Source organism: Vibrio cortegadensis (assembly GCF_024347395.1).
Classification (GTDB): domain Bacteria; phylum Pseudomonadota; class Gammaproteobacteria; order Enterobacterales; family Vibrionaceae; genus Vibrio; species Vibrio cortegadensis.
In genome coordinates, this window is record NZ_AP025474.1 from 67,216 (window position 1) to 94,062 (window position 26,847).

Sequence of the window (26,847 nt, forward strand, 5' to 3'; positions counted from 1 at the left end):
ATTAAATAACTTACTGCTGTCTCATAAAACACATCAAAGAGGCGATTTAATAAATATCATAATTGTATCGATATAAATAAAAGATGATGATTTAAGCAGTTATTTATAATTTATTTGGATGCAAGATGAGAGAACAAGCTGAAAGAATTGTTAGTCAATTAACATTAGATGAAAAAATATCACTTCTTACCGGTAAGGATTTTTGGAGAACAAAAAGTATAGATAGAGTTGGTCTTAATAGCATTATGTTGTCAGATGGCCCTCATGGACTACGTAAGCAAGGTGAAGAGTCCGATCATCTTGGATTAAATGAATCGATCGTTTCTGTTTGTTTCCCTACTGCTTCTGCTGTGGCCTGTACCTTCAACGAAGAATTAGTTGAGCGTATGGGACGTAGCCTAGGCAGTAATTCTGCCGATGAAGAGGTAAAAGTTCTTCTTGGCCCTGGTAATAATATAAAACGTTCACCTTTATGTGGCCGTAACTTCGAATACTTCTCAGAAGACCCACTTCTTGCCGGTAAAATTACGAGCGCCATGATCAAAGGTATTCAGTCTCAAGGTGTGGCGTGTAGCGTTAAACACTTTGCTGTAAACAACCAAGAAGAGCTGCGTATGGTTGTAAATGCTGTAGTTGATGAGCGAACTCTTCGTGAAATCTACCTTACTGCATTTGAAATTCCAGTAAAAGAATCGAACCCGTGGACGATCATGAGTGCGTACAACCGAATCAACGGTATCTACGCTTCTGAAAACAATCGCTTACTTAATGAGATCCTTCGTGATGAATGGGGGTTTGATGGGCTGGTTGTTAGTGACTGGGGCGCGGTGGATCACCTTTACAAAGCTATTGCTAACGGTATGGATCTTGAGATGCCAACAAGTCGTGAAGTGGGTGTTGATAACGTCAAAAAAGCACTAGCAGACAACCTGATTACCGAAGAACAAATCAATGTTGCTGCAACAAATTTAGTCTACCTAACTTCTCGAGGCAATGAGATAACACCAGATACATTTGATATCGATCAAGCTCATCATCTTGCAAGAGAAGTTGCAGAAGAGGCTATCGTACTTCTTAAAAACGACAACAGCCTTCTTCCAATTACAGCGGATAAATATCAATCAATTGGTCTTATTGGTGGCTTTGCGGTGACTCCTCGTTACCAAGGAAGCGGTAGCTCTCGAGTCAATTCTTATAAGGTGACAACTCTACTTGAATCTTTCGTGGAAACCTTTGGCGCGAAACAGGTTACTTTTGCACAAGGCTATGATGTTTCGACTGATGTACCTAGCCAGACATTAATGAACCAAGCCATTGAGGTTGCTAAATCATCTGATGTGGTCGTCCTTTCTGTTGGCTTAACTGATGATTATGAGTCAGAAGGTCTCGATAGAGATCACTTAAACCTACCTACAAATCACATTGCTCTTATCGAAGAAGTCATGAAGCATAATAAAAACGTCGTGATGGTTTTAAGTAATGGTTCCGCAATAAAAATTCCTTTCAAAGATGAATGCCCAGCAATTGTAGAAGGGTGGCTAAGTGGGGAATCTGGCGCAGAAGCGATGGTGAATATCCTGAGCGGAAAAGCAAACCCTAGTGGCCGACTCGCTGAAACATTTATCTTGAACGAATCTCAAGATCCTGCAGCTGGAAACTTTCCAGGTACAAATCATGAAGTCGTTTATGAAGAAGGCATTTTTATCGGCTATCGAGCTCATCAAAAAGAACGAAATACCGTTCAATTTCCATTTGGTTTTGGGCTAAGTTATACGAATTTTGACTACAGTGACCTAACCGTTGATGTGATAGGTAAAGAGGAAGCGCGTGTTTCGGTTGTTATTCATAACACAGGTTTGGTTGACGGAAAGGAAGTGATTCAGCTTTATGTTAATGAGAATAACCCACTACTTACCCGCCCAGTTCGTGAGCTTAAACGATTTGATAAGGTTTTCTTGAAAGCTGGTGAGTCAAAAACAGTCACGTTCTCTTTAGACCGCAGATGCTTCGCTTTCTTCAATACTGAAATTCAAGATTGGTCAGTAAATACCGGTGAATTCACGATTGAAATCGGAAAATCTTGTGAAGATATTCAATGTAGCTCAACGGTTCACATTGAATCATTTGAATCGAATGTGCGTGCCACCGATCAAAGAACCTATGTTGGTCGTGAAGTCTTTTCTAAAGGCCAAAAAGTGAATAGAAATACAACCGTTTCTGATTTAGAGACTCACCCTACTGGCCGTCTTCTTTACAACAAAATAATGAATGCGGTTAATCCAGAAGAAGCCGGAGACGTGCTTTGTGAAAAAGCATTGATCAGTATGATTCGAGATCTTCCGCTTCGTAACCTGTCTCTGTTTGCCGGAGAAGAGGACGCAATGGATGAGAAGTCCTTAGATTTTATTATTAAAGCGATGAACGCGACATCTCAAGATAAACTGTTAGGAAAAATTGTTGGCCTCGCCACTCGTTTTTCTAAGTAAAAATACCTTTTATTTACATCATTAAAGAAGACCAGAAGTTTCCTTATGAACAAATCACTAATCGCTTTAGCTACTAGCTTTGCTCTGTCGCCGATGTCATCAATGGCACAAAATAACGCCCCAGTGACGGCAATAGAAGCGCAAAATGCCCAACCCAATATCGTCTATATTTTAGCGGATGATTATCGCCATGACTTTCTTAGTGGGAAAGGACATGAGTTTATTAACACGCCAAATATTGACCGCCTCATGACTGAGGGGGTTTCCTTTGACAATGCTTTTGTTACTTCTTCTCTAAGTAGCCCTTCTAGAGCCAGCATGATAACCGGCCTTAACCCTCAGCAGCATGGGGTTCAAAATAACTTTACCAAGTGGGATAACAACAACGTTACCTACTTTGAATACCTTAAAAAAGCGGGCTACCAAACCGCTTTTATCGGTAAGTGGCACATGCCAGGTGGTCTTCCAGCACTCCGTGGTTTAGATGAATATATCTCTTTTGAATGGATGCACGGTCAAGGCGCTTATTACGGAACCCCTTATGTGGCGAACGGTAAAGAGCTTGATTTTGGTGTGTCACCGATGGCCGATGTTGAGATGAGCGGCTATATCACCGATGAACTGACGCTGATGAACAATAAATTCATGGAAAACAGCGTAGAAGCAGGAAAACCTTTCTCTATCTATCTTTCTCATAAAGCCGTTCATTTACCAATGACGCCAGATGAGGAAGCGAAAGGCCGACATAAAGACCAAAAAATAACCTTGCCTAAAGGTTCTACGTCATGGGCATCAATGACGGATTCAATGTTTAAACATACGATGTTCACCACGATTGAAGACAAAATAAAAGATTACGCTGAAACCGCAGAGGCACTAGATCAGCAGGTTGGTGTCGTCTTGGATAAAATCGACGAATTAGGTATTGCAGATAATACGATGGTTATCTTTGCTGGCGATAATGGTTACATGTGGGGTGAGCACCGCCTTATTGATAAGCGTTGGGCCTATGAAGAATCAATGCGCATTCCATTTATTGTTCGATACCCGAATGGAATTAAGAACCCAGGAACACGAGCGAAAGGAATGATGGTTAACATCGATCTCGCCCCAACCCTTCTAGATATAGCTGGGGTTGATGTACCTGACTATATGCAAGGTGAGAGCTTGAAACCTATCCTTGATGGAGAAGTCGACAGCATTCGTGATGAATGGGTTTATAAATACTACAAAGATTTCCCATACCCAGCGCCAGAGCAAACGGCCATACGAACAGAGAGCTACAAGTTGATCACTTTTGCGACAAGCAAAAAAGATGAGCTGTATGATCTTATTAATGATCCAGAGGAAAGAAATAACCTTTTAAACAAATCTGACTATGTAGAAATTCAAAAGGATTTATACGCCAGACTAGAAGCCAAAGTGTTAGAAATTGAAGCCCCTCTTAAAATAGAATCAGTAAGCGCAGGTAAATAAGATGACTTTTTCATTACCCAATAAAGAGTGGTATGCATCACTTGCTTCTTTAGCCACTTTAATTCTAGTTACTTTAGCGTTCGATTATGGCTGGAAAGCTGGAATGTCTCTTGAGACAGGTAATATATTTGGTGTGCTGGTATTTTGTACTATCATGGCATCAGGTCCTATATCATATATAGGCGCAAGAATCGCAGGCGCTGTTGGAAAACAAGCGATTAAAATCGCCTTACTTGTTCCATTTATATGGCACCTAAAAGAAATTTATAATGCGATTGAGTTTTTTGGTGTTGCAGAAGGAATATATGCAGGCCTTCAAGGGTGGTATATCTTCTACTATTGCCTAATTTTTGCATTATTTGGAATAATTGAACTAGTTGCTAGAGTAATCGAAAAGTTCATTCAGAAAAAAAATGTGAAGGTTCTACCTGCTTTTCTCTATTTTCTTCCTTTCATTATTGTCTTTGGAATTGAGAGTTATTTTTGGACGACCATTGGTTACGACCCGTTCATTCTTATGGGTTATCTAGATGTCTATTTAATGCTCTTTAGTTAAAAACATTCCCTTTTAGAATACCGCTCATTGAGCGGTATTTTTGAGAACCTAGCCTACACAACCAAACAAATACCTTAATTTTAACTACCAACCTCAAATATTAAGGGATATACTATTTCTCATTCCTACATGGAGACTGAAATGGACACCTTACAAACCACCACTACGTTTCAACAGCTAAAAGAAGGGGCTGACGGCTACATTAAACGCCGTAACCAACGTCTTTTAGCCAATCACCGCAAAGAGTTACGAAACTTTACCCGAGCTGAAGCATCGGCTTACCTTGGTATTGATGCCAAAACGCTAGATCGTTACGTGACCGCCACAGAAATAGACCCTCGCCGCCATGAAGACTCTCAGTGGTCGATTGATATCTCTGAAATGTACCGTGTACGTGATTTACTGCCAGAGAATCTACGTAAAGATCCAAAGTTCTCGCGCAGTGATAAGCAAAAAACGCAAGTCGTGGTGATCCAAAACCAGAAAGGTGGAGTCGGCAAAACCGTTTCAGCTGCGACAATTGCTTCCGGCCTTGCAACAGAGTTCCACCAAGAGTATCGAGTCGGCCTTATCGATATGGATGGCCAAGCCACGCTCTCTATGTATTACGCACCAGAAGCCGAACAAGAAGGCAACTTGTCGGTTGGCGATCTCATGATGCGAACTTTCGATCTTGACGAAGGTGAAACTTATCAAGATGCAGTATCAGAAGCCTTTTTAGAAACGACCATTCCAAATTTACGTATTTTACCCGCATCGCAATCCGATCGAGCGATTGAAGGTTGGTTCCATGAGCAGGTATTTAGTCACACGCTCGCGTCGCCCTACTCTATCCTTGATGAGATCATCGATGCAGTGAAAGATGAGTTCGACATCATCTTAATTGATACACCTCCATCACTTGGCTATGCCACTTATAACGCGTACTTTGCCGCGACAAGCGTGGTGTTCCCGCTTTCAATTACTGAAAATGACATCGATGCCACCTGTTCCTATTTCAGTTATATCCCACAGGTGTGGGCGCTACTTGCGAATGCACAACATGAAGGCTATGACTTCATGAAAATACTGCTCACTAATCACCGTGACAGTTCAACCACCACTGAATTAATGAACAGCCTTTACGATCATTTCTCACCTTATCTTTACTCAAAAGAGTTCAAGCATAGTGAGGCGATCCGCCAAGCTTCTTCCCTACTCTCCACCGTCTTTGATATGTCAAAAAGTGAGTACCCGAAAAGCAAAGCAACTTTCCAAACCGCGCAACAAAATAGCTATGAAGTGACAAGCCAGATCTTGCGTGACTTATTAAATGTATGGCGCGAGCAGGAGCAAGCATAATGGCGAAGAAAAGAGGTGGCGCAAGCCCGTTAGGTAATACAGCAGGATCAGCGGAAGCCCAAAAAGGCGCAGCCAAAGCGAACGTAGAATCACTGACTCGTCAACTTAGCGATGAACTAATCAAAGCAGGTGAAAGCAGCGCCGATTACCTTAAAGCGCACTTTGGTATTGAATCTGTTGGTCAGAGTATCGAATGGACGTTAGCTTCAGGAGCAACAGCCACATTTAATGAAGTGACATTGTCACACGAGCAAGTGCGCGATAATACCTTTGTTACCTTTGATGTGAATGGCCGTGATCAGTCTTTGCTAACCGCGGAATCTTTAGAAGATCTTAATTCATTAGAATTCCAACAGTTCTACCCTGCGGTTGGCCGAGAAATGGATGGTCAAATCGATGTCCTGGATGGATCTCGTCGCCGCGCTTGGTTTTTACTTCAGGATGGACGCATCAACACCTTCCGAACTCTTGTGACTAAAGATGACATTTCAACTGCAGACGCAAAAGCCTTAGCGAAGCAGCTGCAAACTGCGAAAGAACATAACCAGCGTGAAATTGGTCTGCAGTGTAAAAAACTCATGGACAGCGGCGAACTGACTCAAGAAGATGTCGCCAAAATTTTAAACATTAGCCGTCAAGCCGTAGGTCGAGCATTGAAAGCCGCCAGTATCGATAGTAAGTTAGTGGCCCTATTCCCAGTAGTAAATGAGCTTTCTCATACTGATTACTCTGTATTATCGAAGGTAATGAAAACTTTCAATGAAAACAATAAAGAGCTCACTAGCTTCATTCAAAAAGTAGAGACCAAAGTTGTCAATGCTCAGCCTGAGCAGAGCCAAGAAGACATCAAAGAAGCGCTAATTACTAGTATCAAATCAGAGTTAAAGATTGCTGAAGCCAAACAAGAATCAGACAAAGCACAAGTCACCCCTCTCGCTCAATTTGATAGCAAAGGGATGTTTGCACGTAAGAAAGTAAAAGGCCGCAATTTTTCGTATGAGTTTGGTCGCTTGTCGAAAGAGATTCAAGCTGAGTTAGATGAGGCGATTCAAGCTGTACTCAACAAGTACTAGATATAGCCACACCAACCTTTAGGTATTAATGCCATTCGGATAAGCATTCATACCTAAATCGGTACTTCACTGGAACATAGAGGCTGGACGTAAATACGTTCGGCCTTTTTCTTTATCTGGAACGATAAAATGACCATGTGTGGCACTAATATTCATCACACCTCTTTGATAGAGAGTCTTTTCTATGTTCTCTAATATCCTTAAAGCTCCTCACAGATGCCCAATGTCGAAGATATGATTAGAATACAAAGTAACATCTAATCATATTTTGATTTGAATAAGGCCTATAAACGCATCATAATATGATTTGAATAATGTAGATTTTCAAATCAAGGTGCAGCTATGTGGATATGGAAACAATCAGAGTGGCCTAATTTTAACTGGGATAAAACGCTAATTGAGCCGCTGCTTAGGCAAACTCGGCTTAATCAAGGCATATTACTTGGGAAGGTCACTAGCCAGTCTCAGGATAAAAAAGAGAGCATGCTTGATACCTTACTGGCAAACATCGTCCATTCAAGTGCTATTGAAGGCGAGAAACTCAATGCATTCTCTGTACGTTCATCTTTGGCAAATAAGCTTGGCTTAACAGAAGAACGCCCTTTTCCAACCACAGTACAAACCGATGGGCTTGCAGAAATCATGCTTGATGCTGTAGAGAACCTCGATATACCTCTTACATTAGATCGGATCTTACACTGGCACGATAAACTCTTCCCCAAGGGTTACACTTTATTTAACCCAGTTATTGGTGGCCAGCTTCGAGGTACCGCTCCGATGCAAGTGGTATCAGGAAGAATCGATAGACCAATTGTTCACTTTGAAGCTCCAGGGCGAGAGATTCTTGATGCAGAGTTAAAACTGTTCATTCAGTGGTTTAATGACTCAAAACACGACGCCTCGCTTGATCCTCTGCTTCGAGCTGCAATTACGCATTTATGGTTTGTCACTTTGCACCCATTGGATGACGGTAACGGGCGAATCACTCGCTTGCTGACAGACTTAGCATTGGCCCAAGCGGAGCAGCAATCTGTACGTTTTTACGCGATGTCTGTGGGGATCTTAGCTAACCGTAAAAGCTATTACGGAACCTTAGAGCAAACTCAGAAAGGAAATATAGATATCACGACTTGGCTCGTTTGGTTTTTTAATACCTTAAACGAAACGTTTGATGAAGTATTAAAAGAGATCGACCAAACCATATTTAAGACCAATTTTTGGCGCCATATAGACCAAACTAAGCTAGCAAAAGAACAAGTTAAAGTGCTGAATCGGATGCTTGATGGTGATTTTTCTGATGGTATCAATACCTCTCAGTATCACAAGGTGGCGAAAGTCAGCAAGCCAACAGCAACACGCCATTTAGCCACTTTGGTCGATCAGAATTGTTTAATCAAGACAGGAGCAGGACGAAGCACTCGATACCAACTGGCGAAATAAAAAATATGTCCAGCAGAAAGCGAGATATTGACTTACGTCTTATTGAAGAACTCTACTTAGAATGACTAATTTAAACACAGCACTTCCTAGCGGTTTTTTACTATGCTGAAGACAAATGGTTAAGGTTTTTTTTGAATCAGTTGAAAGATGGCGTTATGTGATTTTATCAATATGAGAGCTTATTAACATGCCGCAGGTGATAGTTAATGTACTCTTAATTAAAGTGAAAAGAGGATTTTATCAATGTCAAAAAGTTCCAAGCTACATAATGAAGACAAACTGATTAAAAAGGCACTTGATGTTGGCGGGAAGATGGCAAAGATGCAAGGCTTTAACCTCCCTCAGTCACCACAGCCTGACAGAGTAAAAGCAATTTACCTGTTTTTGGTTGATGCCAAACAAATCACGCCGTTACCTGATAGCAAACTCGACGGTGCAAACATCAAACACAGGTTAGCTCTTTGGGTTCATAATGCGTTGCCAGACAACGACCCTCTAAAATAACAATCATGATTAAGTAATAACAAAGCGGGTCGATTAGTTCGCTTTGTTTGATCTTTGGTGGGCGATAATTAAAGAAGTCTTCACTGCGATTTGGCTAACTAATTTTTATCCACCGACATGTTCACTAGGACTAAGGTTTCATGCCCAACTTCTAGCTTATTCTGCCCCAGAGTTTGTCAGCTATTTCGCTTAAAACGTTTTTGCAACTGATTACTTGGCCTATTAATTTTAAGCTGTGTAGTGTTTATGAAGTCACTGGTTATTTTCGTTCATGAAGAGGAATTTAGTGAGAAGGTAAAAAATGAACATGAAAAAATTTTCGGGTGTAGTTGGGTTATCGTCTTACACTCTTCGATACTATGAAAAAATTGGTTTGCTCAAACAAATCCAAAGAAATAGCAGCGGTCACCGAGTTTACTCAAACAGAGATGTAGATTGGGTGAACTTTGTTAAACGACTCAAAGACACTGGGATGCCGCTAGAAGAAATTCAAAAATATGCGTCATTAAGAGATTTAGGTGTAAAGACCGAGCTTGATCGCCAAAAACTGTTAGAAATGCACCGAGAAAACTTAAAAGAACACATTAAGCAACAGAATGAACATTTGGAAGCATTAGAAAACAAAATTAATTTATATAAAAAGGGAGAAGTGAGTTGACTTAGAGTTCACTCTAACTTGTAAGGTGTGTTGGTCTTTTATTCAGAGGAGAACACCACATGGACAACATTCGATTTAATTCTGGACTAGAACAGTTATCAAAAATCGATGGTGAAGCTGGCCAAAAAGTCATTGAGAGTTTACAAGATATTTGCCCTGATTTAGCTAAATTCACAATAGAATATCCATTTGGCGATATCTATACACGGCAAGGCTTAGACTTAAAATTAAGAGAGATTGCTACAGTCTCGGCTTTAACCGCTATGGGAACCTGTACGCCGCAACTAAAAGTGCATTTGCATGCAGCCCTTAATGTTGGTTGTTCAGAAGAAGAAATCAAAGAAGTAATAATACAAATGTCTGTCTATGCAGGCTTCCCAGCAGCGTTAAATGGAATGTTTGCTTTCAAAGAAGTGCTATCTGAAAGGTAGCACTAGAAGGGCAGCGTAACTCAAAGCTGCCCCATTGTTTGTTGATGCAATTATTCAGAAGCAGATAGTGTCACTGGAATTGCTGTACTTATATTTATGGTAAGAAGAGGAAATAATAAATGAAAGGATGCGACCATAAATAAACCTAACTTCAGGAAAAGTGACCCTAGAAACGCATAGCTATGCGTTTCTAGATCTTAGATGGTGGACTACATTTGATACTTCGCCTGCCATTTCGTAATACGAGCTTTATCACGATTTTCGTAGGACTGAATTGCTGGCAATAGCTCTAAGTTGAACTCTTTTTCATTATCATGACTTATAGCCGTAAGAAGCATAGTATACCAAGCGGTGACTCCCCCCTGCGGCGGTGACTTAAATTTTGGAAAGTCAAATGTAACACCTTCTCCCTCTAACCATTCATTTGGTAAATCAGGTCTGAGTATCAATGTTCGCCCAAGACCAATGGAGTCCGCTGCATTTATAGATAAGGCATCTATTACTTGCTCCCGCTTTTTAAAGCCCCCCGTCACCACTAAAGGAATATTTGTTAATCCTTTAGCCTTTACTGAAAAATCAATGAAGTACGGGCCGTTTGAAGCGCTGTCAGAGCTGGATTTTGCCCCAGGAAAATATGATCCGCCACTTATCTCAATCAAATCAATAGAGGTTGTGTTGAGAAGGGAAATGACCTCTAGTGCGTCCTCTTGAGTTAAACCACCTTCGAGCTGATCTGAGCAATTTATTTTTATACCAATAGGGAAAGTACCTCCAACAGTACTTCTCACTTCCGCAATTACTTCAATAATAATGCGGGAACGGTTTTCTACCGACCCTCCATATAGATCCGTTCGATGATTAAAGAGTGGTGATAAAAACTGACTTAGTAGAAACCCGTGGCCTGCATGAATCTGCACGCCAGTAAATCCTGCTTGTTTCGCAATTGCTGCGGATTTAGCAAACTGATGTGGTAATAAGGCTATGTCTTGCTCAGACATCCCCTCACACTCGAAATCTCCAATACAAAGAGCTGATGGCCCTTTGGGTTTACTCAACGGTTGATACGCCAATCCACCTGCATGCCCAAGTTGGGGCCAGATATGTGCGTTATTAATTGCAGCACGTGAGGTCAATGCTTGTAGCTCTTTAATATCAGACTGTTCGGATAATACGAGATTTCCTGGATTTTCTAGAAATAGTGCGTCAATTTGAACCTCTCCAACGACCGATAAACCAATGCCGCCCTCTGCCCAGCGTTCATAGAGTCGAGACTGTGCCTGAGTAGGGTTTCCCTCTCCATCAGCAAGTGAGTCAGACATTGCTGATTTCATTAGACGGTTTTTAATGATGGCGCCACATGGGAGCTCTAAAGGACGGTTAAGTAAGTTTTCGGTGTGTAATGGTTGGGTCATATCTGCCTCTCTGAGCACCATTGTTATGAATAACAGTAGAGACATTGTTCCAGACTTTAAGTAAACTAAAAAGACACTAATGATTAATATACTTTTAAAAAATATTTAATAATGAATACGTCAGATCTCTATCTATTCATTCGAATCGTGGAAACGGGCAGCATAACCGAGGCTGCAAACCAACTGAGTCTTACTCCTGCAGCAGTCAGCACTGCGCTGAAAAGACTCGAAAAACAGTTAGAGGTACAACTACTTATCAGAACAACCAGACAACTGAGAATAACACCACAAGGAGAGCAGTTCTTGTTTCATTGCCGTCAGGCACTAGCTAGTTTGGAACAAGGTCGTATAGCCGCACATCAGACACAAGGAAAAGTAAGTGGTAATCTCAGATTGTCCGTCTCATCTGATTTGGGCCGCAATACACTTTTGCTGTGGATAGAAGAGTTATTGAATGAGCACCCTTTATTATCGATTGATCTGACAGTAGGCGATTCTATTTCAGATTTTTTTCTCGAACAGGTTGATATGGCTCTTCGCTATGGGAAGCCAGACAATTCATCGATGGTTTCATTTCATATCGCGACCATGAGCAGGATCACTTGCGCCTCTCCAGCCTATATATCTAGATATGGAGAGCCAATGCATCCTGAAAACTTGAGGGAGCATAATTGCTTATTACACCGCAAGACTGGTCGCCTGTTTAACTGTTGGGAGTACGCTAACCACTCTGGTACATACAAGGTTAAAGTAGATAGTAACCGAATCAGCAATGATACCGATATAGTTCGTAGATGGGCAGTTAATGGCAAAGGAATAGCATATCGCTCTCAGATAGATCTCTACTCAGATCTTAGTAGTGGGCAACTTGTACAGCTTTTACCAGACTTTGAATCACCATCGGTTGAGCTAAATCTAATCTGTCCAAGCCGAGAGCAGGTTAGTCCTGCTGTTATTGCTTTTCGGGAGTTGCTTAGGAGGAAGGTATCTCAAATCGTTTCCTCATAAACTTGTTGAATAACCATGCTGTATCTCACCATTAAAAATAGTAGCCGTCAAAATCAGCCATGTTTGGAATTGTTCAGAACCGACCAAAAAGACCTCCTGTCGAAACTACTGCATTTTTATTTTGGGGATACGAGAAGTTACCTGAAGATTGGAAACTGTCTGTTGCTGCTAAATCGGAATTGTCCATTTATGAGTTTGCGCAACGTATAACAGTTCAATATCGTATGAGAAACACTCTACATTTGGTTATGTTTGGAGGCAGAATAGTGATGAGCAATTTTTTCCAGAGGAGAGTAAAATTCAAATTTTCACAAGTAACGTTTAAGTCCATACATATGCAAGTTCAAATCAGCAGCGATTGCAATTACCAGATTTGGGATTGTATTCCATGATATTTCCCTGTGTATCTATGGAAAAGTTGCAGCAGCTATTAAACAAGTTATAGAGTTTGTTACGGCTTTTCTTAACCCTAGATTTTAGTGTTGAGTACTTTATTCCATTGTTCTCAGCATAACTTTTTTGCGAGACTCCTTCGATTTCAACGGCAATCAACAATTCTGCATCGTCCTCAGGTAGTTGATTAATAAATGGCAAAAGGCAGTGAGAAAGCGCTTTGACAATTTGCTCTTCATCTTGCTCGTCATACCACAAATTATCCGCCGTTAAATCATTTTGTTTATTGTTTTTTCGGTAGAAATCAATAATTGTATTGTTCGCTATTTGGAATAACCACGGTTTGATCTTGCTACCATCTGTAACCGTTTGAAAACCATTATAAGTTTTAATCAAAATCTCTTGAAATAGATCTTCAACGTCCTCTGGGTTAGCAACTCTGCTGTGTAAAAACGCCTTCAAACTGGATTGATATACTGACCAGATAGATTCAAATTTCATGTGATTTATTTACCCTTTATAAAATGTCCTAGGTCCGCTAGCGAGCTAATTTATGTGCCAAACTCATTTTTACTGCTGGCCATTCACTATCAATGATTGAGAAGACAACCGTATCCCTATAAACACCATTTTCCTTTTGATGATTACGAAGCACACCATCTTGCTTTGCACCTAAACGACTAATAGCAGCTCGTGATTGGTGATTATGCCAATGTGTACGAAACTCAACAGCAATCGCATCAAGATCTTCAAATGCATGATTTAAAAGTAGCAGTTTACATTCTGTATTTGAAGATGAACGTTGATGGCTTCTGGCGTACCATGTGTAGCCTATTTCGACCCTTTTATTCAATATATCCGCATGACAAAAACGAGTAGATCCGATAATTTTATCATTTGCTTTATCGACAATAGTAAAAGGCAACGAAGTTCCATTCTGCTGTTCAGATAGCGCCTGAAAGATATAGGCATCGATTGTTTCACTGCTTGGCACTTGTGTGTACCACAAATCCCACAATTTACCATCTGACGCGGCTTCAACTAGAGCAACTGCATGCTCTGTCCGAAGTGGTATCAGTTTTACTGACTTGGACTCTAATTCGATCTCACTCAACCACATATACACTTCCTTTTGTTATTTAGGGTTTCTCATACTTTATAGAGAATAATTTCCATATTAAATATACAGCTATTGTTCACCCTTTAGATTAAGTCGCTCTCAAGAACAACGGCAAGGCGAGCTATTGTTTGATTTCATTTGCCGCTTGAATTTTTTGATGGACTCTTTTCTAATTTCATCCAAGTCATCCCTACGAACTACTACAATCATTCCACTTCTGGGTCGAGTGGAACAAGCGTAAACTTCCTTGCCGTTAACTTCGACTAAGCAAGCTTTGCAGCAACCATTCTTACGTTTATTTTTCAGGCAAGGCGCTGAGATGTTGATTTTTACTTTGCGTGCTATTTCCACCAAATTATCATCATCTGGCGTTATCAGTATTCTTTTATTGTCAATTTCTATAACTGATGATTTTAAATTAAACATGCTTTAGCCTTTGAACAACCTTAACTCAGGCAATTTTCTTAGATTAAGATACAGCTGCCCAGGGACGCTCTCAAATAGAAACGGAGCGTATCCTGAGCAGATGTACGTAGCTTAGACAATACTTTTATGCCCTACTACACATTGCACTAATCACAACATGAGGCTGATGATGTTGAGCAACTGCTGGTTGCGCACTCAGCCCCTTTCCCACCCTTTAAACTGCCAAGGTATGTATTTTTTAAGTAAAATCCGCTAAACGTTGACACAAAATCTTGTGGTACAGTTTTATCGGTAAGGCCTGACTCAATGAGTGCAGCTTGCCATTTCTGAACTTTTGGAAACTGTTCCAGCATATCAAAGCCAGATTGATTTTTGATTACTGCCGCACGGTGTAGCAATGGAAGCCATGCAATATCGACATTAGATACGTAATTCCCTTTGAAAAATGATGACTCACCAAGCTTATTTTCCGCTTTTGCAAATGCCTTGGATAGATTTGCGAAACGTGTTTCAAATGTCTCTTTATCCTTACTGCCCATTGTTCCACATTGTGGCATGTAGTGTTTACTTGCTTGATATGACCATGCACGATCTAACGCTTTTTGTTCTGGTGAAACCTCTTCTATCGGTGCATATTTATCATCTAGATATTCGACAATGGCATCTGACTCAAACAAAACAGTATCATTTTCGGTAACCAATACGGGGACTTGACCATTCGGTGATATATCTAAAAACCATTGCGGTTTGTTACTCAATTCGATGTATTCGATTTCAAATGGTACATTCTTTGTTACCAACGCACCCATTACACGTTGCACAAATGGGCAGTTCTTAAAGCTAATCAGCTTAATCATTTTGTTGCTCCAAATCGGTTCATTGTTTCTACTTACACCTAATAAGACGAGCAACGTTTAAAAAAGACGAAAGATTATTACTTTTTTAAATAATTCGATTTTATGTCAGATAGCAATTCAAGCAATCCGTTTTTTAATCACTCAGAGTGGATCGAGCGCTTCGAATGACTCGAAAGAATTTTGGGTTAGGGGTTTGCGAGTTAAGGCATGGTTGCCCGTAGGGTGCTTAATTTCAATCACTTAACTATCAAACCAATATGCTTTTGGTTTGTTCTCTCTTCCATTAGAACTTTAAGCCAACATCTTCATTCCCAAAACTTGATAGAACTTCCAACACACTATTCCCTCAATTAAACGCTCTGGCAACACGGCCGTTACTGCTCAATTCATAGTGACCAATATAGGCTGGGATAAATACCGATTGCCCTTTAGTCAGGGTTAAATGCTCGCCTTTTGGGCTCATTAGCGTGAAATCATCATCTATTGCCATTAAAATTTCAGCACCACTTGTGATGACTTCTTCTTGATAAGGACGATGAAATATATTGAAATTAAAATCACTGACCGGGATATCATAGCTATCACATTGATCTAATTTTGAGGGTGCCAATAATAAGCATTCGAACGAAATTGGCGTGAACTCCGTGCATGCGACTAACTCAGCGACATCAATGTGTTTCGGCGTTAAACCAGCGCGTAACACGTTGTCTGAATTTGCCATGATCTCGAGACCAGTCCCCTTAATGTAGGCATGCGGAGTGTTCGCATTCAAATACATCGCTTCACCCGGCTTCAGTGTGATCAAGTTAAGCAACAGAACACAAAACAGACCAATATCGTTCGGGTACTGATGGCAAAGCTCAGTAACCAAAGCAAACTCTGCTTGATCTTGATGAGCAGCTGCGTAAGTTAGGAGTTGCTCTAATGCTTGGTGTTTACGTTGGTCATTCAGCGTTAATAGATCACGGAAAAACGCCTCTAAACCTAGAGAGTTAAGGTTATTACCAAACTCTTCAACCAAACCAACAAGCTCGATAGAATCCAACTTTCTGAACAAGGCTAATATTTCATCGAATTCTCGAAAGCCATTCATCGCTTGGTATTCAGTAATCGCGTAAACCAATTCAGGTTTATGGTTAGAATCTTTGTAATTACGGTGTCCTGCGGTCAGAGGAATACTTGCTTGCTCCTCTCTCGCAAAGCCAACCTCGGCTTGATGCTTGTTTGGGTGAACTTGAACAGATAGTGCCTTTTCTGCCGCTAAGATTTTAAATAAGAATGGCAGTTCACCAAACTCTTGCGCAATATCAGTAGATAAATAGGCCGATTTATTCTTGTTAATCAGCTCGGAGAGAGGCACCAAATGTTGATCAAACTTAACCATTGAGCAACCTTTTGGATGCGCTCCCATCCAAACTTCCGCTTGCGGTTCTTGTGACTCATTCTTAAAACCAAACAGTTCACGTATCGAAGAGATACTCCCCCATGCATAATTTTGGATGGTGTTTTCCATTGGGAAGAATGAGTGTTCTGAGAAGTGGCTGAGTGACATGGCGTTTTCCGTAGTGAGCCCTTTGAACACAATTCAAGAGAGCTGATTCTAATAACGTGAATAATTAGAAAGACTACAGAGAGCGGCTTGAGCCCACATGAGATGGGATCTTAGAGGTAATAGGAAAAATTCTTAGAAACGGGGGATTTCGATGAAAAGCGTGAAAAGAGTCACATTTGAATATCACATGTAGAACGCGCAGAGAATAAGATAGCGATGCTAGCAACAGTAATACAAGCTGTCACACTATCTTATTCTCGGGAAGACACCTTAAAAACCAGATCGAGCCTCTGCACTTTTCTGAGGTGATTGAGCCTGTAGGAAAGGCAGAAGAAGCAGCCCAATAACGGCCGCACAAGTAGAGATCGTAATGAAAAATCCACTCCAACCGTAAGTTTCTAGAACGAGCGCCAATGGGTATCCGGACAGTGCAGCCCCCATGTAGGCGAATAAGCCAACAAAGCCAGTCGCCGCCCCGGCAGAGTCTTTATGCGAGCATTCGGCCGCCGCCATACCAATAAGCATTTGAGGGCCAAAAACAAAAAAACCAACACAAAACAACCCAGCCGCTTGAAACACAAAGTTGGTTAAAGGCATAAGCCATAAAGCGGATACCGAGAGGAAGATACCAATCGCAAACAGGATATTCATTGGACCGCGGTTGCCACCAAACAGCCTATCAGATCCCCACCCAGCAACAAGTGAACCAACGAAGCCACCAATCTCGAATAGAGATAAAGCTGCGTTGGCGTTTATCAAACTGTAATTGTGTTCTTCGGTTAGGTATAAGTTACCCCAGTCGTTAACCGCCGTTCTTACTATGTAAACCAACACATAACTAAAAGCGAGCAACCAAATGTACTTATTGCTGAACACGTAGGTTTTCAGGATTTCTCGATAGCTTAATCCTTGTCCATGGTTCTCTTGAGCCAATTCTAAATGATCATTGCGCCACTTCCCTACCGTCGGAAGTCCCATAGTGGTCGGCTTATCACGTAAGCGCCAGCAAACGATAAGACCAATAAAAACACCAATCACGCCCGGCCAGATAAACCCAGCTCGCCAACTGAATTGAAGCGTCAGATAACCCACAAGAATAGGGATAAGAGCCCCACCAACGTTGTGTGCTGTATTCCATATAGCCCAACGAAAGCCTCTTTCGGAGCGAGAATACCAGGTCGTCAATAACTTAGAGCACGATGGCCAGCCCCAACCTTGAAACCACGCATTTAGCACCCAAAGTGAGATAAAAGCCGCCAACGAACTAGAAAAGCCAAACGCGATATTGATCAAGCCTGTCGCGATTAGGCCAAGACCCATGAAGTAACGCGGGTTTGAACGGTCCGATATCGTGCCTGAGATAAATTTCGATAAGCCATAAGAAAGATAAAAGAGCGTGCCAATTAAGCCGATATCGCCTTTGTCCAAGCCAAGGTCGGTGATCATAGCTGGTGCTGCATAATTAAAGGTTTTACGAGTGAAGTAAAAACCTGCATAGCCGACATACATCCCTATCATGATATGGAGGCGCCAGTAGCCATAACTCTGATTGACCTCATCATCAATTAGAGCATGACTATTTGACGTTTTTGAGCGCAGAAATCCAAACATATTCGTTCTCACACTTTAGGTAATGTAACGCTGATATTGGTACCCGAAGAGGAGTCATTAGCGTTGATTGTCATCTTGCCGCCGAGCGCCTGAACACGCTCTAGCATACCGCGAACCCCCATTCCTTTGGGAAGATCTTGCGCTGTAAAGCCAACGCCATTGTCTGTGATCCAAAGATAAGCCTGATCATCTAAAATTAATTCAATTCTAATTTCGCTCGCTTGAGCATATTTATGGGCATTATTTAAAGATTCTTGGCACAAACGGAAGAGGGTAACCTTGAGCGTATCACTCAAACACGAGTAATCACCTTGCCAATTTAACTGGATATCAACGCCGTGGTCCGAAAACTCCATTTCCCGAATAAGCTGTTCAACGGAGTCTTTTAGATCAAGATCGTCCAACATCTTAGGCCTTAGTTTTGTCAGTAGACGTTTGGTGGTGTCATAAACATTCAAAGACAATGACTCAATCGTACCCGCACAGCGAACGCTCATCTCAGCCGCGTCGACACGTTTAATAATGCTTGCCTGCGTACGAATTGCCGTGATGTTTTGCCCGATTTCATCATGCAGCTCACGCGCAATATCACGGCGAACCGACTCCTCAGCTGTTACTAGCTGGCGTGAAAGATTTTGATTTCTTGAGAGTTCACTTCGTAATTTTGAGTTGAGATCTTTCTGCTTTTGAACCGCTAAACCAAGCAATATACCTGTGATGGTTTGAGCAGATAGAGATAATAGTAAATCTGTAATTTCGAGTTTGGATGTTCCGCTGTGGGCTGCAATCAATGCGACACTGTTTAATAGAGTCGCCAATAAAGCACCTTGCCACCCGTAACGAACGGCGAGCAGGATGATAGGGATAGCCATACAGAATGGGGCGAAGCGTCTTAGCTCATCAGGTAAACTGGTTTGTATCAAAATACTGGCCACTAGCAACACACTGTATAAAGCAATGTGGCGGATTTTGAACTCAACAACATTGTTGATTAAGTAAGAACTCAATGGCGCCCATTTGTTTTGGAATAGATAGTTCCAGACCAGATAGCACATCGGCACCAGCATCAGTCCGCCAGTGATACTCACCAACCACACCATGTAAACAGCCGGAACATGAGAGCCCACTACAGCAACGTTGATCAATGAGGTGACCATAATTAAGCTCGTCATCACTAACAAGTGGCGATTCTGGTCACCAGAATAATAACGTTTGGCAATTAGAGTGGCAGGAATGCTCAATCCACTGGCGATTAGTATCGTCAGCCATTGGGGTTCATCAAGTAATAACGCTAAAGCGATCGCGAGCCCCCACTCTGCAATATAGATAGCAGGCCAATAGTGCGCACGAGTGTGCAGCGTCATTCCCAATCGAAGTGAGAATGGAAAAAGCAGAATGGCTAACTCAGGGTCATTGATGAAATAGAAAGCAATAACCCACAAACAAAACCATGCACAGCCAGCCATAAAAACTCCACATAGGGAGGTTGCGAGATAGGAACGCATTAGTACTGTTCTTGTGTGAATAGTTTAGCTAACTCGACGTTGTTCTTAACATTGAGTTTGTCCATCGCATTGGCACGGTGTACATGAACCGTTTTATGGCTAACCCCTAACTCAACGGCGATAGATTTTACATCGAGCCCTGTTGCCAATAACTGACATACTTCGCTTTCTCTCCGGGTTAGCTGATTTAACGAGACTTTATTCTTCATAGGTGTCGCAAGCTTTATAGCGATATCTGGCGTGAGATAACAACCGCCCTTTGCGCTCGTGTGCACGGCTTGAATTAATTCATCAGGGCTACAGCGCTTACTGAGATAACCTTTGGCTCCTAACTCTAATGACCTCTCAACCATCGCCGGAGAGTCATGAACGCTCAACATGATGCTGGCAATTCCTGATGGAATCTCTTCCAATAAGCTCAAGCCACTTTCGTCCTGCATTGAGATATCCAAGATAACGACATCAGGGTGGCAACTTGGCAATCCGAAGCGCGCTTCTGCCGCAGAGTTGAATTCACCCACGACCGTAATATCAGTTTCAAGACTGAGTAATTGAGCAAAGCCCGAACGAACAATGACGTGGTCATCAACAAGCGCAACATTAATCATGATATTAGCCAGAATTAAGAGTAAGAAAGAAAAATAGCCCCGACAGGAGCTATATAATATTAATTTTATTAATAGAGATGATACTGAATCGAACTAGCGATTGGTATGATCTCACGTGCTTTAATCCGATAAAGTACGTGAGACTATGTATCTGAAACTCTCTTTGCGACAACAAATGCGCGACAACAAGTACGCAAGACTAGCTAGGCGTTTTGAGCCGCTAAGTGTATTTTCTTAGCTTGACGAATCTTCTTCTCTTCCGCAATCGCAACGAATAGCAGCAGTACAATACAAATGGCAGCTGAAGTATCAAGTGCTGCGAACGTTCCTTTCCAACCCGTTAAGCCGAAAATAGGTGTTCCATCAGCAATCATACCTAGGCCAAGTTTTGCGAAACTGTCACCAATTAAGTAAGCAAAGGTACCTTTCACACCATCCGCAACACTGATTGCTTTCTTAGGTACAAAACCAACCGCCGCAACACCAATCAGCAACTGAGGACCAAACACTAGGAAACCAAGCACGAACAGTGATGCTAGGTACATGAACTCACTTGTTGCATGCTGGTAGAACTCTAGAGAAACGATAATCAGGCCAAGCGATACACAAGCAACTAAAGCGCGGCGTCCGTTCGCAAGGTCTGATAAATAACCCCACATTAGCGTACCGACCAGAGCACCCACTTCAAACAGAGTAAAACCTGAAATCGCCGTTTCTTTTGATAGGCCTAGCTCTTGATACGCATAAACGGTAGACCATTGATCGATACCGATACGAACAATGTACAAAAAGATATTCGCGAAGCAGAGCAACCAAATCACTTTGTTTTTAAGGATATATTCAACAAAGATCTCTTTCTTGGTCATTTGATTTTCTTCAGCGATAGTATCTTCTTCGCTGATTTCTTCGTCAAACAACTCTTCAACTGTACCTAAACCGTATGCTTCTGGAGAGTCATTACCAAAACGCATTCCAATAAAACCAACCACAATCGCGATGATCGATGGGAACACGAACATACCAACAACGCTGCCATCAAATAGGTAATTTGCCCCAAACAAAGCAACACCAGCAGCACCGGCACCACCCACGTTGTGTGACATGTTCCAAAGGCCTAGGTATGAACCACGCTTATTACGAGGCGTCCATTTAGTAATAGTCGAATAACTTGAAGGACCACCGGTACTTTGAAAGAAACCACTCAATGCGTAGAAGGCAACCATCATGAATAAGCTAGCGCTGCCGCCACCCATACTGAAACTAAAGCCCAACATGGCAAGGCCAGACAGGATTAGCATAAACGGTAGGAACTGCTTGGTATTCTTACCATCAGCGTAATAAGAAACTACGGTTTTACCGATACCGTAAGTGATAGAGAAACCCAGACCGATAAGACCTAGATCCGTCATCGATAATCCATAAGTAGAAATCATGTCGTTTTGCGCGACATTGAAGTTCTTACGGATCAAATACATGGTTAAATAACCAATGAACACGACAAGGTAAGATTGTAGGAAGGGTTTAAACCACATTTTTCTTCTGGTTTCGACCGGAAGATCCAGCGTCGGTTTTCGAACCTGATCTAGGAACTTTAACATTGTGAACTCTCTTATTTTTTGTGAGGTCTGCACGGCATAATTCCGACCATGCATTCTTTGTTAGTTGACCGTGAAATAATAAGGAGTCTAAAAATCGACCGCATGAGAGAGGGGCTTAGAATAACTAGGAAAAATTCTTAATTCAGAGTCAGGAGTCAAGAAAGCGTGAACAGCATCACTTTGTTTACGATCTGTTATGTATTGATATTACGATAACAAAAGTAGCTCATTTCAAGGCAAATAAACCTTGTGAGCAAACAAAAACAAGTGCTATTTATCAATAAAACCCACAGCAATGGAGTCACGCAAGGCAACCTAGATCCACTTACTGATTTACTAATTGAATGTTTTTTTGATGCCCCCACCCTCTCTACAAATGTACTAAGTGCATGTGAAAACAATAAATTATGCATAACTTGCATATATAGAATGCAAACCTTTCATTTTACTCCTTATTAATACCCATAGTATTTTGCGCAAAAACCTATTGATGCCAATTTTTTATATGAAAGTCCCCTTTCTTAGCAACGGCGGTTTATTAAGGCGCATTTCATATGAAAGTTAATTTGCATAAGGATAATTCACAGATGACTAAGTTGCTCAAAGACATAAAACTTGGGTTTTCACAAACGACGCTTAAAAACCGGATCGTGATGGCACCGATGACGATTCAATCTGCATTTTTTGATGGCGGTGTCTCTCAAGAAATGATCGATTACTACGCCTCTCGCTCAGGAGATGCGGCAGCAATCATTGTTGAAAGTGCTTTTGTAGAAAATTACGGTCGAGCTTTCCCTGGCGCTTTAGGCATTACTCACGATAGTAAGATTGCGGGACTAAAAGAATTAGCGACGGCCATTAAAGCAAAAGGCTCCAAAGCCATTCTTCAAATTTATCATGCTGGTCGTATGGCAAGCGCGGAATTTAATGGCGGTCATCAACCAATTTCTGCAAGCCCAATAGCAGCACTTCGCGCTAACGCAGAAACCCCACTTGAAATGACTGACGAGCAAATCCACAACATGCTTGAGTATTTTGGTCATGCTGTAAATCGCGCGATATTATCAGGATTTGATGGGGTTGAAATTCATGGGGCGAATACTTACCTTATTCAACAGTTCTTCTCCCCTCATTCAAATCGACGCACCGACAAATGGGGAGGCGATATTGAAAAACGCACTGCTTTTCCGCTTGCTGTTTTAGAGCAAGCAAAACAAGTGGTTGCCGACCATCAGATGACTGACTTCATTATTGGCTACCGTTTTTCTCCCGAAGAAATAGAAGAACCTGGAATTCGATTCGAAGACACGATGTACCTTCTTGATAAGTTAGCAACAAGTGGACTTGATTACTTTCATTTCTCTATGGGTAATTACGCCCGTAACTCGATTGTTAACCCAGAAGACAAAGCTCTACTCATCCACAAATTTCATGAGTTGAAGTCTGAAAGTGTCGCCCAAATCCCGGTCATTGGTGTCGGAGGTATTTCACAGCGCAGCGATGCTGATACCGCTCTTGAACAAGGGTACGACATGGTCAGTATTGGTAAAGGCTTCTTAGTAGAGCCAACGTGGGCCACGAAAGCAATGAACAATGAAAGCTGTGCTGAGTTTGCCGATATCGCTCAACAAGAAGAACTCATGATCCCCACGCCTTTATGGGAAATCATGGATTACATGATCATTGACAGCGCAGCTGAAACTTTAAAACATCAACGTATAAAAGAACTGCAAAATATTGATATTAAATTCGAACCCGGTGAATTTACCGCTTACGGTTATGGTCACAACGGTCAACTTCCTGTTACCGTTACTTTCTCTGAAGATAGAATTTTAGGGGTGTCGGTTGATTCATCAAAAGAGTCGGATGGTATTGCAAACCCTGCATTTGAACGTATCCCTCAACAAATACTGGATGGTCAAACACTTAATGTTGACGTTATTTCTGGCGCAACAGTGAGTAGCCAAGCAGTCATTGACGGTGTGTCTAATGCCGTGGATTTAGCAGGTGGTAATTCAGAAGCTCTTCGCTGTAAAGCCCGTGAAGCGGTAGAGTGGTCGACACAAACCATTGAAGAAACGGTTGATGTGGTCATAGTGGGCGGCGGCGGCGCAGGTTTGAGTGCCGCCCTAACTGCGCTAGACAACAAAAGAACCGTTGTTGTCCTTGAGAAATTCCCGGCCATTGGTGGTAACACAGTTCGCACAGGTGGCTGGGTGAATGCCGCAGAGCCTAAATGGCAAAAAGATTTCCCTGCTGTAGCGGGTGAAACAGACTATTTAAAAGCGATCGCCAATACACCAGAGTCCGAAATTGCCCAAGAATATCTTTCTGATTTTCGAACACTTCGAGATCAGTTAGCCAACTATTTCCTTGATGTTGATAGCGGGAAAAACTATTTATTTGATTCAACTGAGTTACATTTAATTCAAACGTATCTTGGTGGCAAACGCACCAATCTAGATGGCGAGCCTATTTATGGTCAGTATGACCTTGTACATACGCTGACTAACCGTGCTATGGAATCGATCGATTGGTTGACAGAAAAAGGCATCGATTTCAATCGAGGTATGGTTGACATCGCAGTCGGAGCTTTGTGGCGTCGGGCGCATAAACCCAATCGCCCTAAAGGTGTTGAATTTGTCGATAAACTTCAAAAACACATCGTCGCACAAGGTGGCCGAATCATAACGGATACACGTGCAAGCGATCTTATTGTTGAAAATGGTCAAGTGGTGGGCGTCAATGCTACACATTCTAATGGAACCAAATACTCACTCATGGCTAATCATGGCGTAGTGTTAGCATCTGGTGGTTTTGGCGCGAACACAAAAATGTTGCAGAAATACAATAACTACTGGAACAATATCGCTGATGACATCAAAACAACTAACTCACCAGCGTTAATTGGTGACGGTATCGCTATTGGTGAAAAAGCAGGGGCTGACCTTGTGGGAATGGAATACATCCAACTTATGCCTATTGGCGATCCTAAATCCGGAGCGTTATTAACAGGCTTAATCGTTCCACCAGAAAATTTTGTCTTCGTTAATCAGCAAGGCAAGCGATTTGTAAATGAGTGTGAAAGCCGAGATGTCCTTTCTAACTCATTTTTTGATAACGGTGGCCTTGTGTACATGATTGCAGACGAAGAAATTCGTAAAACCGCGGCAAACACAACCCACGAAACGATTGAACGTGAGATCGAGGAAGGCATCATTATCAAAGCAGGCTCTATTGAAGAGTTAGCGCGCAAGATTAATGTTCCAGAAGCTGAGCTATGCAGCACAATCCATCGTTATAACTCGTTTGTAGAAGATGGACGAGATCCAGAGTTCCAAAAAGGAGCGCTAGGTTTAAAAGTGGAGAAAGCCCCCTTCTATGCAACACCAAGAAAGCCCTCTGTACACCATACAATGGGAGGCCTAAGAATTGATACCAAAGCTCGAGTCTTGGATCAACAGAGGTCACCTATTCCTGGGTTATATGCAGCTGGTGAAGTCGCAGGTGGTCTCCACGCAGGGAATCGACTTGGCGGTAACGCATTGATTGATATATTCACTTACGGCCGAATTGCAGGGGATAGTGTTTCAAACAGAAGTTAGATTGTTAAGGGGAAGCCATGAGCTTCCCTTCTTTCATACCAGCAAAAAGGCAGGCAATGTTAAGTTATAAAACTCGCTTTAAAATGATGGGAACCATCATCGACCTCACTATCCATCATCCAAATGGCGAATCACTGCTAACAGATTGTTATCTTCAACTTGAACGTTTTGCACAACGCTTTACCGTCAATCAGTCACACTCTGAACTTATGAACGTCAATCACAACGCTGGTATTAGACCTGTTCGTGTAAAGGCAGACCTTTACGAACTAATCAAAAAAGCTAAAACGGCTAGCATGGATAACTCCAACCCTTTTAATATTGCCATTGGCCCTCTGATAAAGACATGGCGTATTGGTTTTAACGATGCCAAGCTGCCAACAGATCGGGAGTTAATGAACATTCTTGGTATTGTTGACCCTTCACACATCGTATTGGACGAGCTCTATCAAACCATATTTCTGACCAAGCCTGGAATGGAGATTGACTTAGGCGCCATAGCCAAAGGCTATTTTGCTGACCAAATAAAAGAATACCTTGTGAGTCATAATGTTAAACATGGGTGTATTAATTTAGGTGGAAACGTACTAACCATTGGCTACGCGCCAAATAATGCAATACAAGCATGGAATGTAGGGATTCAAGACCCTTTGAGCCCTCGCGGGGAGGTGTGCAGAATCGTACCGTTGCAAGGGCAATCGATGGTAACGTCAGGGATTAATGAACGATACCTTGAGCACGGTGGTCTGCGATACCATCACCTCATTGATGCAAAGACAGGCAAGCCGATTAACACCGATATTGCAAGTGTCACTATTATTTCCAACCTATCCGTCGATGGCGAAATTTGGAGTACCGCAGGCTTTCTATCTACCGTTGATGACTCTCTCGCTTATTTAAACAAACAACTCGATATTGAGGCCGTTTTAATTTCAGAGACCGGTGTCGTATCTATCACTAATGGTCTCAAAGATGATGGTCGATATATCCAGAAAAAATAATTTTTCGTTCAAGTGGCTCTTACATTGTCATAAAAAAGTGTGCTTTGGTTACCTCTAACGATCTCAATAAACACTTAATTTAAAGAAAACACAGTCCTATCCATCACCATTGCCGAGCGCCTTACTTCGACCAACGAAATGGTTCTGTACATTAAAAGGCTTATTCTATTTTTTATAACAAAACTA

Annotated in this window: 22 protein-coding genes; 12 read left to right on the plus strand and 10 right to left on the minus strand. The window is 41.8% G+C overall.

Annotated features, from left to right (window positions below; genetic code table 11):
• The first annotated feature begins 125 nt into the window (after positions 1 to 125).
• The 9 genes from OCV39_RS20390 to OCV39_RS20430 all read left to right on the plus strand — a co-directional run bounded on the left by OCV39_RS20390 (position 126) and on the right by OCV39_RS20430 (position 9,965).
• Entirely contained in the window at positions 126 to 2,486 is a 2,361-nt protein-coding gene (locus OCV39_RS20390) for a glycoside hydrolase family 3 C-terminal domain-containing protein (protein WP_261890168.1), read from the plus strand.
• Positions 2,487 to 2,531: 45 nt separating this feature from the next.
• Positions 2,532 to 3,962 carry a sulfatase-like hydrolase/transferase gene (locus tag OCV39_RS20395; protein WP_261890169.1) on the plus strand — a complete coding sequence of 477 codons (1,431 nt, stop codon included), beginning with the start codon at positions 2,532 to 2,534 and terminating at the stop codon, positions 3,960 to 3,962.
• A gap of 1 nt (position 3,963) precedes the next feature.
• Positions 3,964 to 4,518 carry a hypothetical protein gene (locus tag OCV39_RS20400; RefSeq protein WP_261890170.1) on the plus strand — a complete coding sequence of 185 codons (555 nt, stop codon included), beginning with the start codon at positions 3,964 to 3,966 and terminating at the stop codon, positions 4,516 to 4,518.
• Between the two features lie 141 nt (positions 4,519 to 4,659).
• Positions 4,660 to 5,859 (plus strand): ParA family protein, encoded by a 1,200-nt coding sequence (locus tag OCV39_RS20405; RefSeq protein WP_113797718.1) that lies wholly within the window; start codon positions 4,660 to 4,662, stop codon positions 5,857 to 5,859.
• A complete protein-coding gene (locus OCV39_RS20410; protein WP_261890171.1) occupies positions 5,859 to 6,932 on the plus strand; it encodes a ParB family protein in 1,074 nt (357 codons plus the stop codon). The genes OCV39_RS20405 and OCV39_RS20410 overlap by 1 nt, the downstream gene beginning before the upstream one ends.
• Positions 6,933 to 7,274: 342 nt before the next feature.
• Entirely contained in the window at positions 7,275 to 8,372 is a 1,098-nt protein-coding gene (locus OCV39_RS20415; protein ID WP_261890172.1) for a Fic family protein, read from the plus strand.
• A gap of 243 nt (positions 8,373 to 8,615) precedes the next feature.
• Positions 8,616 to 8,876: a DUF5062 family protein gene (locus OCV39_RS20420; protein ID WP_261890173.1), complete on the plus strand. Its 261-nt coding sequence runs from the start codon at positions 8,616 to 8,618 to the stop codon at positions 8,874 to 8,876.
• Between the two features lie 301 nt (positions 8,877 to 9,177).
• Positions 9,178 to 9,534 (plus strand): MerR family transcriptional regulator, encoded by a 357-nt coding sequence (locus OCV39_RS20425; RefSeq protein ID WP_261890174.1) that lies wholly within the window; start codon positions 9,178 to 9,180, stop codon positions 9,532 to 9,534.
• 59 nt (positions 9,535 to 9,593) lie between these two features.
• Positions 9,594 to 9,965: a carboxymuconolactone decarboxylase family protein gene (locus OCV39_RS20430; protein WP_136995183.1), complete on the plus strand. Its 372-nt coding sequence runs from the start codon at positions 9,594 to 9,596 to the stop codon at positions 9,963 to 9,965.
• A gap of 209 nt (positions 9,966 to 10,174) precedes the next feature.
• Here OCV39_RS20430 and OCV39_RS20435 read toward each other — a convergent pair whose 3' ends face one another.
• Positions 10,175 to 11,377 (minus strand): NADH:flavin oxidoreductase/NADH oxidase family protein, encoded by a 1,203-nt coding sequence (locus OCV39_RS20435; RefSeq protein ID WP_261890175.1) that lies wholly within the window; start codon positions 11,375 to 11,377, stop codon positions 10,175 to 10,177.
• A gap of 111 nt (positions 11,378 to 11,488) precedes the next feature.
• On the opposite strand from OCV39_RS20435, the gene OCV39_RS20440 reads away from it, so the two are divergent.
• Positions 11,489 to 12,385: a LysR family transcriptional regulator gene (locus OCV39_RS20440; protein WP_261890176.1), complete on the plus strand. Its 897-nt coding sequence runs from the start codon at positions 11,489 to 11,491 to the stop codon at positions 12,383 to 12,385.
• 348 nt (positions 12,386 to 12,733) lie between these two features.
• Here OCV39_RS20440 and sigZ read toward each other — a convergent pair whose 3' ends face one another.
• From sigZ to uhpT, 9 genes are all read right to left on the minus strand, one after another.
• Complete coding sequence (gene sigZ, locus OCV39_RS20445; RefSeq protein WP_261890177.1) at positions 12,734 to 13,279, minus strand: RNA polymerase sigma factor SigZ; 546 nt, start codon at positions 13,277 to 13,279, stop codon at positions 12,734 to 12,736.
• Positions 13,280 to 13,316: 37 nt separating this feature from the next.
• The gene (locus OCV39_RS20450) at positions 13,317 to 13,898 is read right to left on the minus strand and encodes a GNAT family N-acetyltransferase (protein ID WP_261890178.1); all 582 of its coding nucleotides are present in this window, start codon (positions 13,896 to 13,898) and stop codon (positions 13,317 to 13,319) included.
• Between the two features lie 99 nt (positions 13,899 to 13,997).
• The gene (locus OCV39_RS20455; protein WP_171757230.1) at positions 13,998 to 14,324 is read right to left on the minus strand and encodes a 2Fe-2S iron-sulfur cluster-binding protein; all 327 of its coding nucleotides are present in this window, start codon (positions 14,322 to 14,324) and stop codon (positions 13,998 to 14,000) included.
• A gap of 146 nt (positions 14,325 to 14,470) precedes the next feature.
• The gene (locus OCV39_RS20460) at positions 14,471 to 15,181 is read right to left on the minus strand and encodes a glutathione S-transferase family protein (protein WP_261890179.1); all 711 of its coding nucleotides are present in this window, start codon (positions 15,179 to 15,181) and stop codon (positions 14,471 to 14,473) included.
• Between the two features lie 346 nt (positions 15,182 to 15,527).
• Positions 15,528 to 16,733 (minus strand): mannose-6-phosphate isomerase, class I, encoded by a 1,206-nt coding sequence (gene manA, locus OCV39_RS20465; RefSeq protein WP_261890180.1) that lies wholly within the window; start codon positions 16,731 to 16,733, stop codon positions 15,528 to 15,530.
• Positions 16,734 to 17,003: 270 nt separating this feature from the next.
• A complete protein-coding gene (gene uhpC, locus OCV39_RS20470) occupies positions 17,004 to 18,344 on the minus strand; it encodes an MFS transporter (protein ID WP_261890181.1) in 1,341 nt (446 codons plus the stop codon).
• Positions 18,345 to 18,352: 8 nt separating this feature from the next.
• Complete coding sequence (gene uhpB / locus OCV39_RS20475) at positions 18,353 to 19,849, minus strand: signal transduction histidine-protein kinase/phosphatase UhpB (protein WP_171757234.1); 1,497 nt, start codon at positions 19,847 to 19,849, stop codon at positions 18,353 to 18,355.
• The gene (gene uhpA, locus OCV39_RS20480; protein WP_261890182.1) at positions 19,849 to 20,457 is read right to left on the minus strand and encodes a transcriptional regulator UhpA; all 609 of its coding nucleotides are present in this window, start codon (positions 20,455 to 20,457) and stop codon (positions 19,849 to 19,851) included. The genes uhpB and uhpA overlap by 1 nt, the downstream gene beginning before the upstream one ends.
• Positions 20,458 to 20,660: 203 nt before the next feature.
• Positions 20,661 to 22,055 (minus strand): hexose-6-phosphate:phosphate antiporter, encoded by a 1,395-nt coding sequence (gene uhpT, locus OCV39_RS20485; protein WP_171757236.1) that lies wholly within the window; start codon positions 22,053 to 22,055, stop codon positions 20,661 to 20,663.
• 587 nt (positions 22,056 to 22,642) lie between these two features.
• Here uhpT and OCV39_RS20490 point away from each other — a divergent pair.
• Complete coding sequence (locus OCV39_RS20490; protein WP_171757237.1) at positions 22,643 to 25,660, plus strand: flavocytochrome c; 3,018 nt, start codon at positions 22,643 to 22,645, stop codon at positions 25,658 to 25,660.
• Positions 25,661 to 25,716: 56 nt separating this feature from the next.
• Positions 25,717 to 26,661, plus strand: coding sequence for an FAD:protein FMN transferase (locus OCV39_RS20495; RefSeq protein ID WP_171757267.1), 945 nt, complete (start codon positions 25,717 to 25,719; stop codon positions 26,659 to 26,661).
• Positions 26,662 to 26,847: the final 186 nt, after the last annotated feature.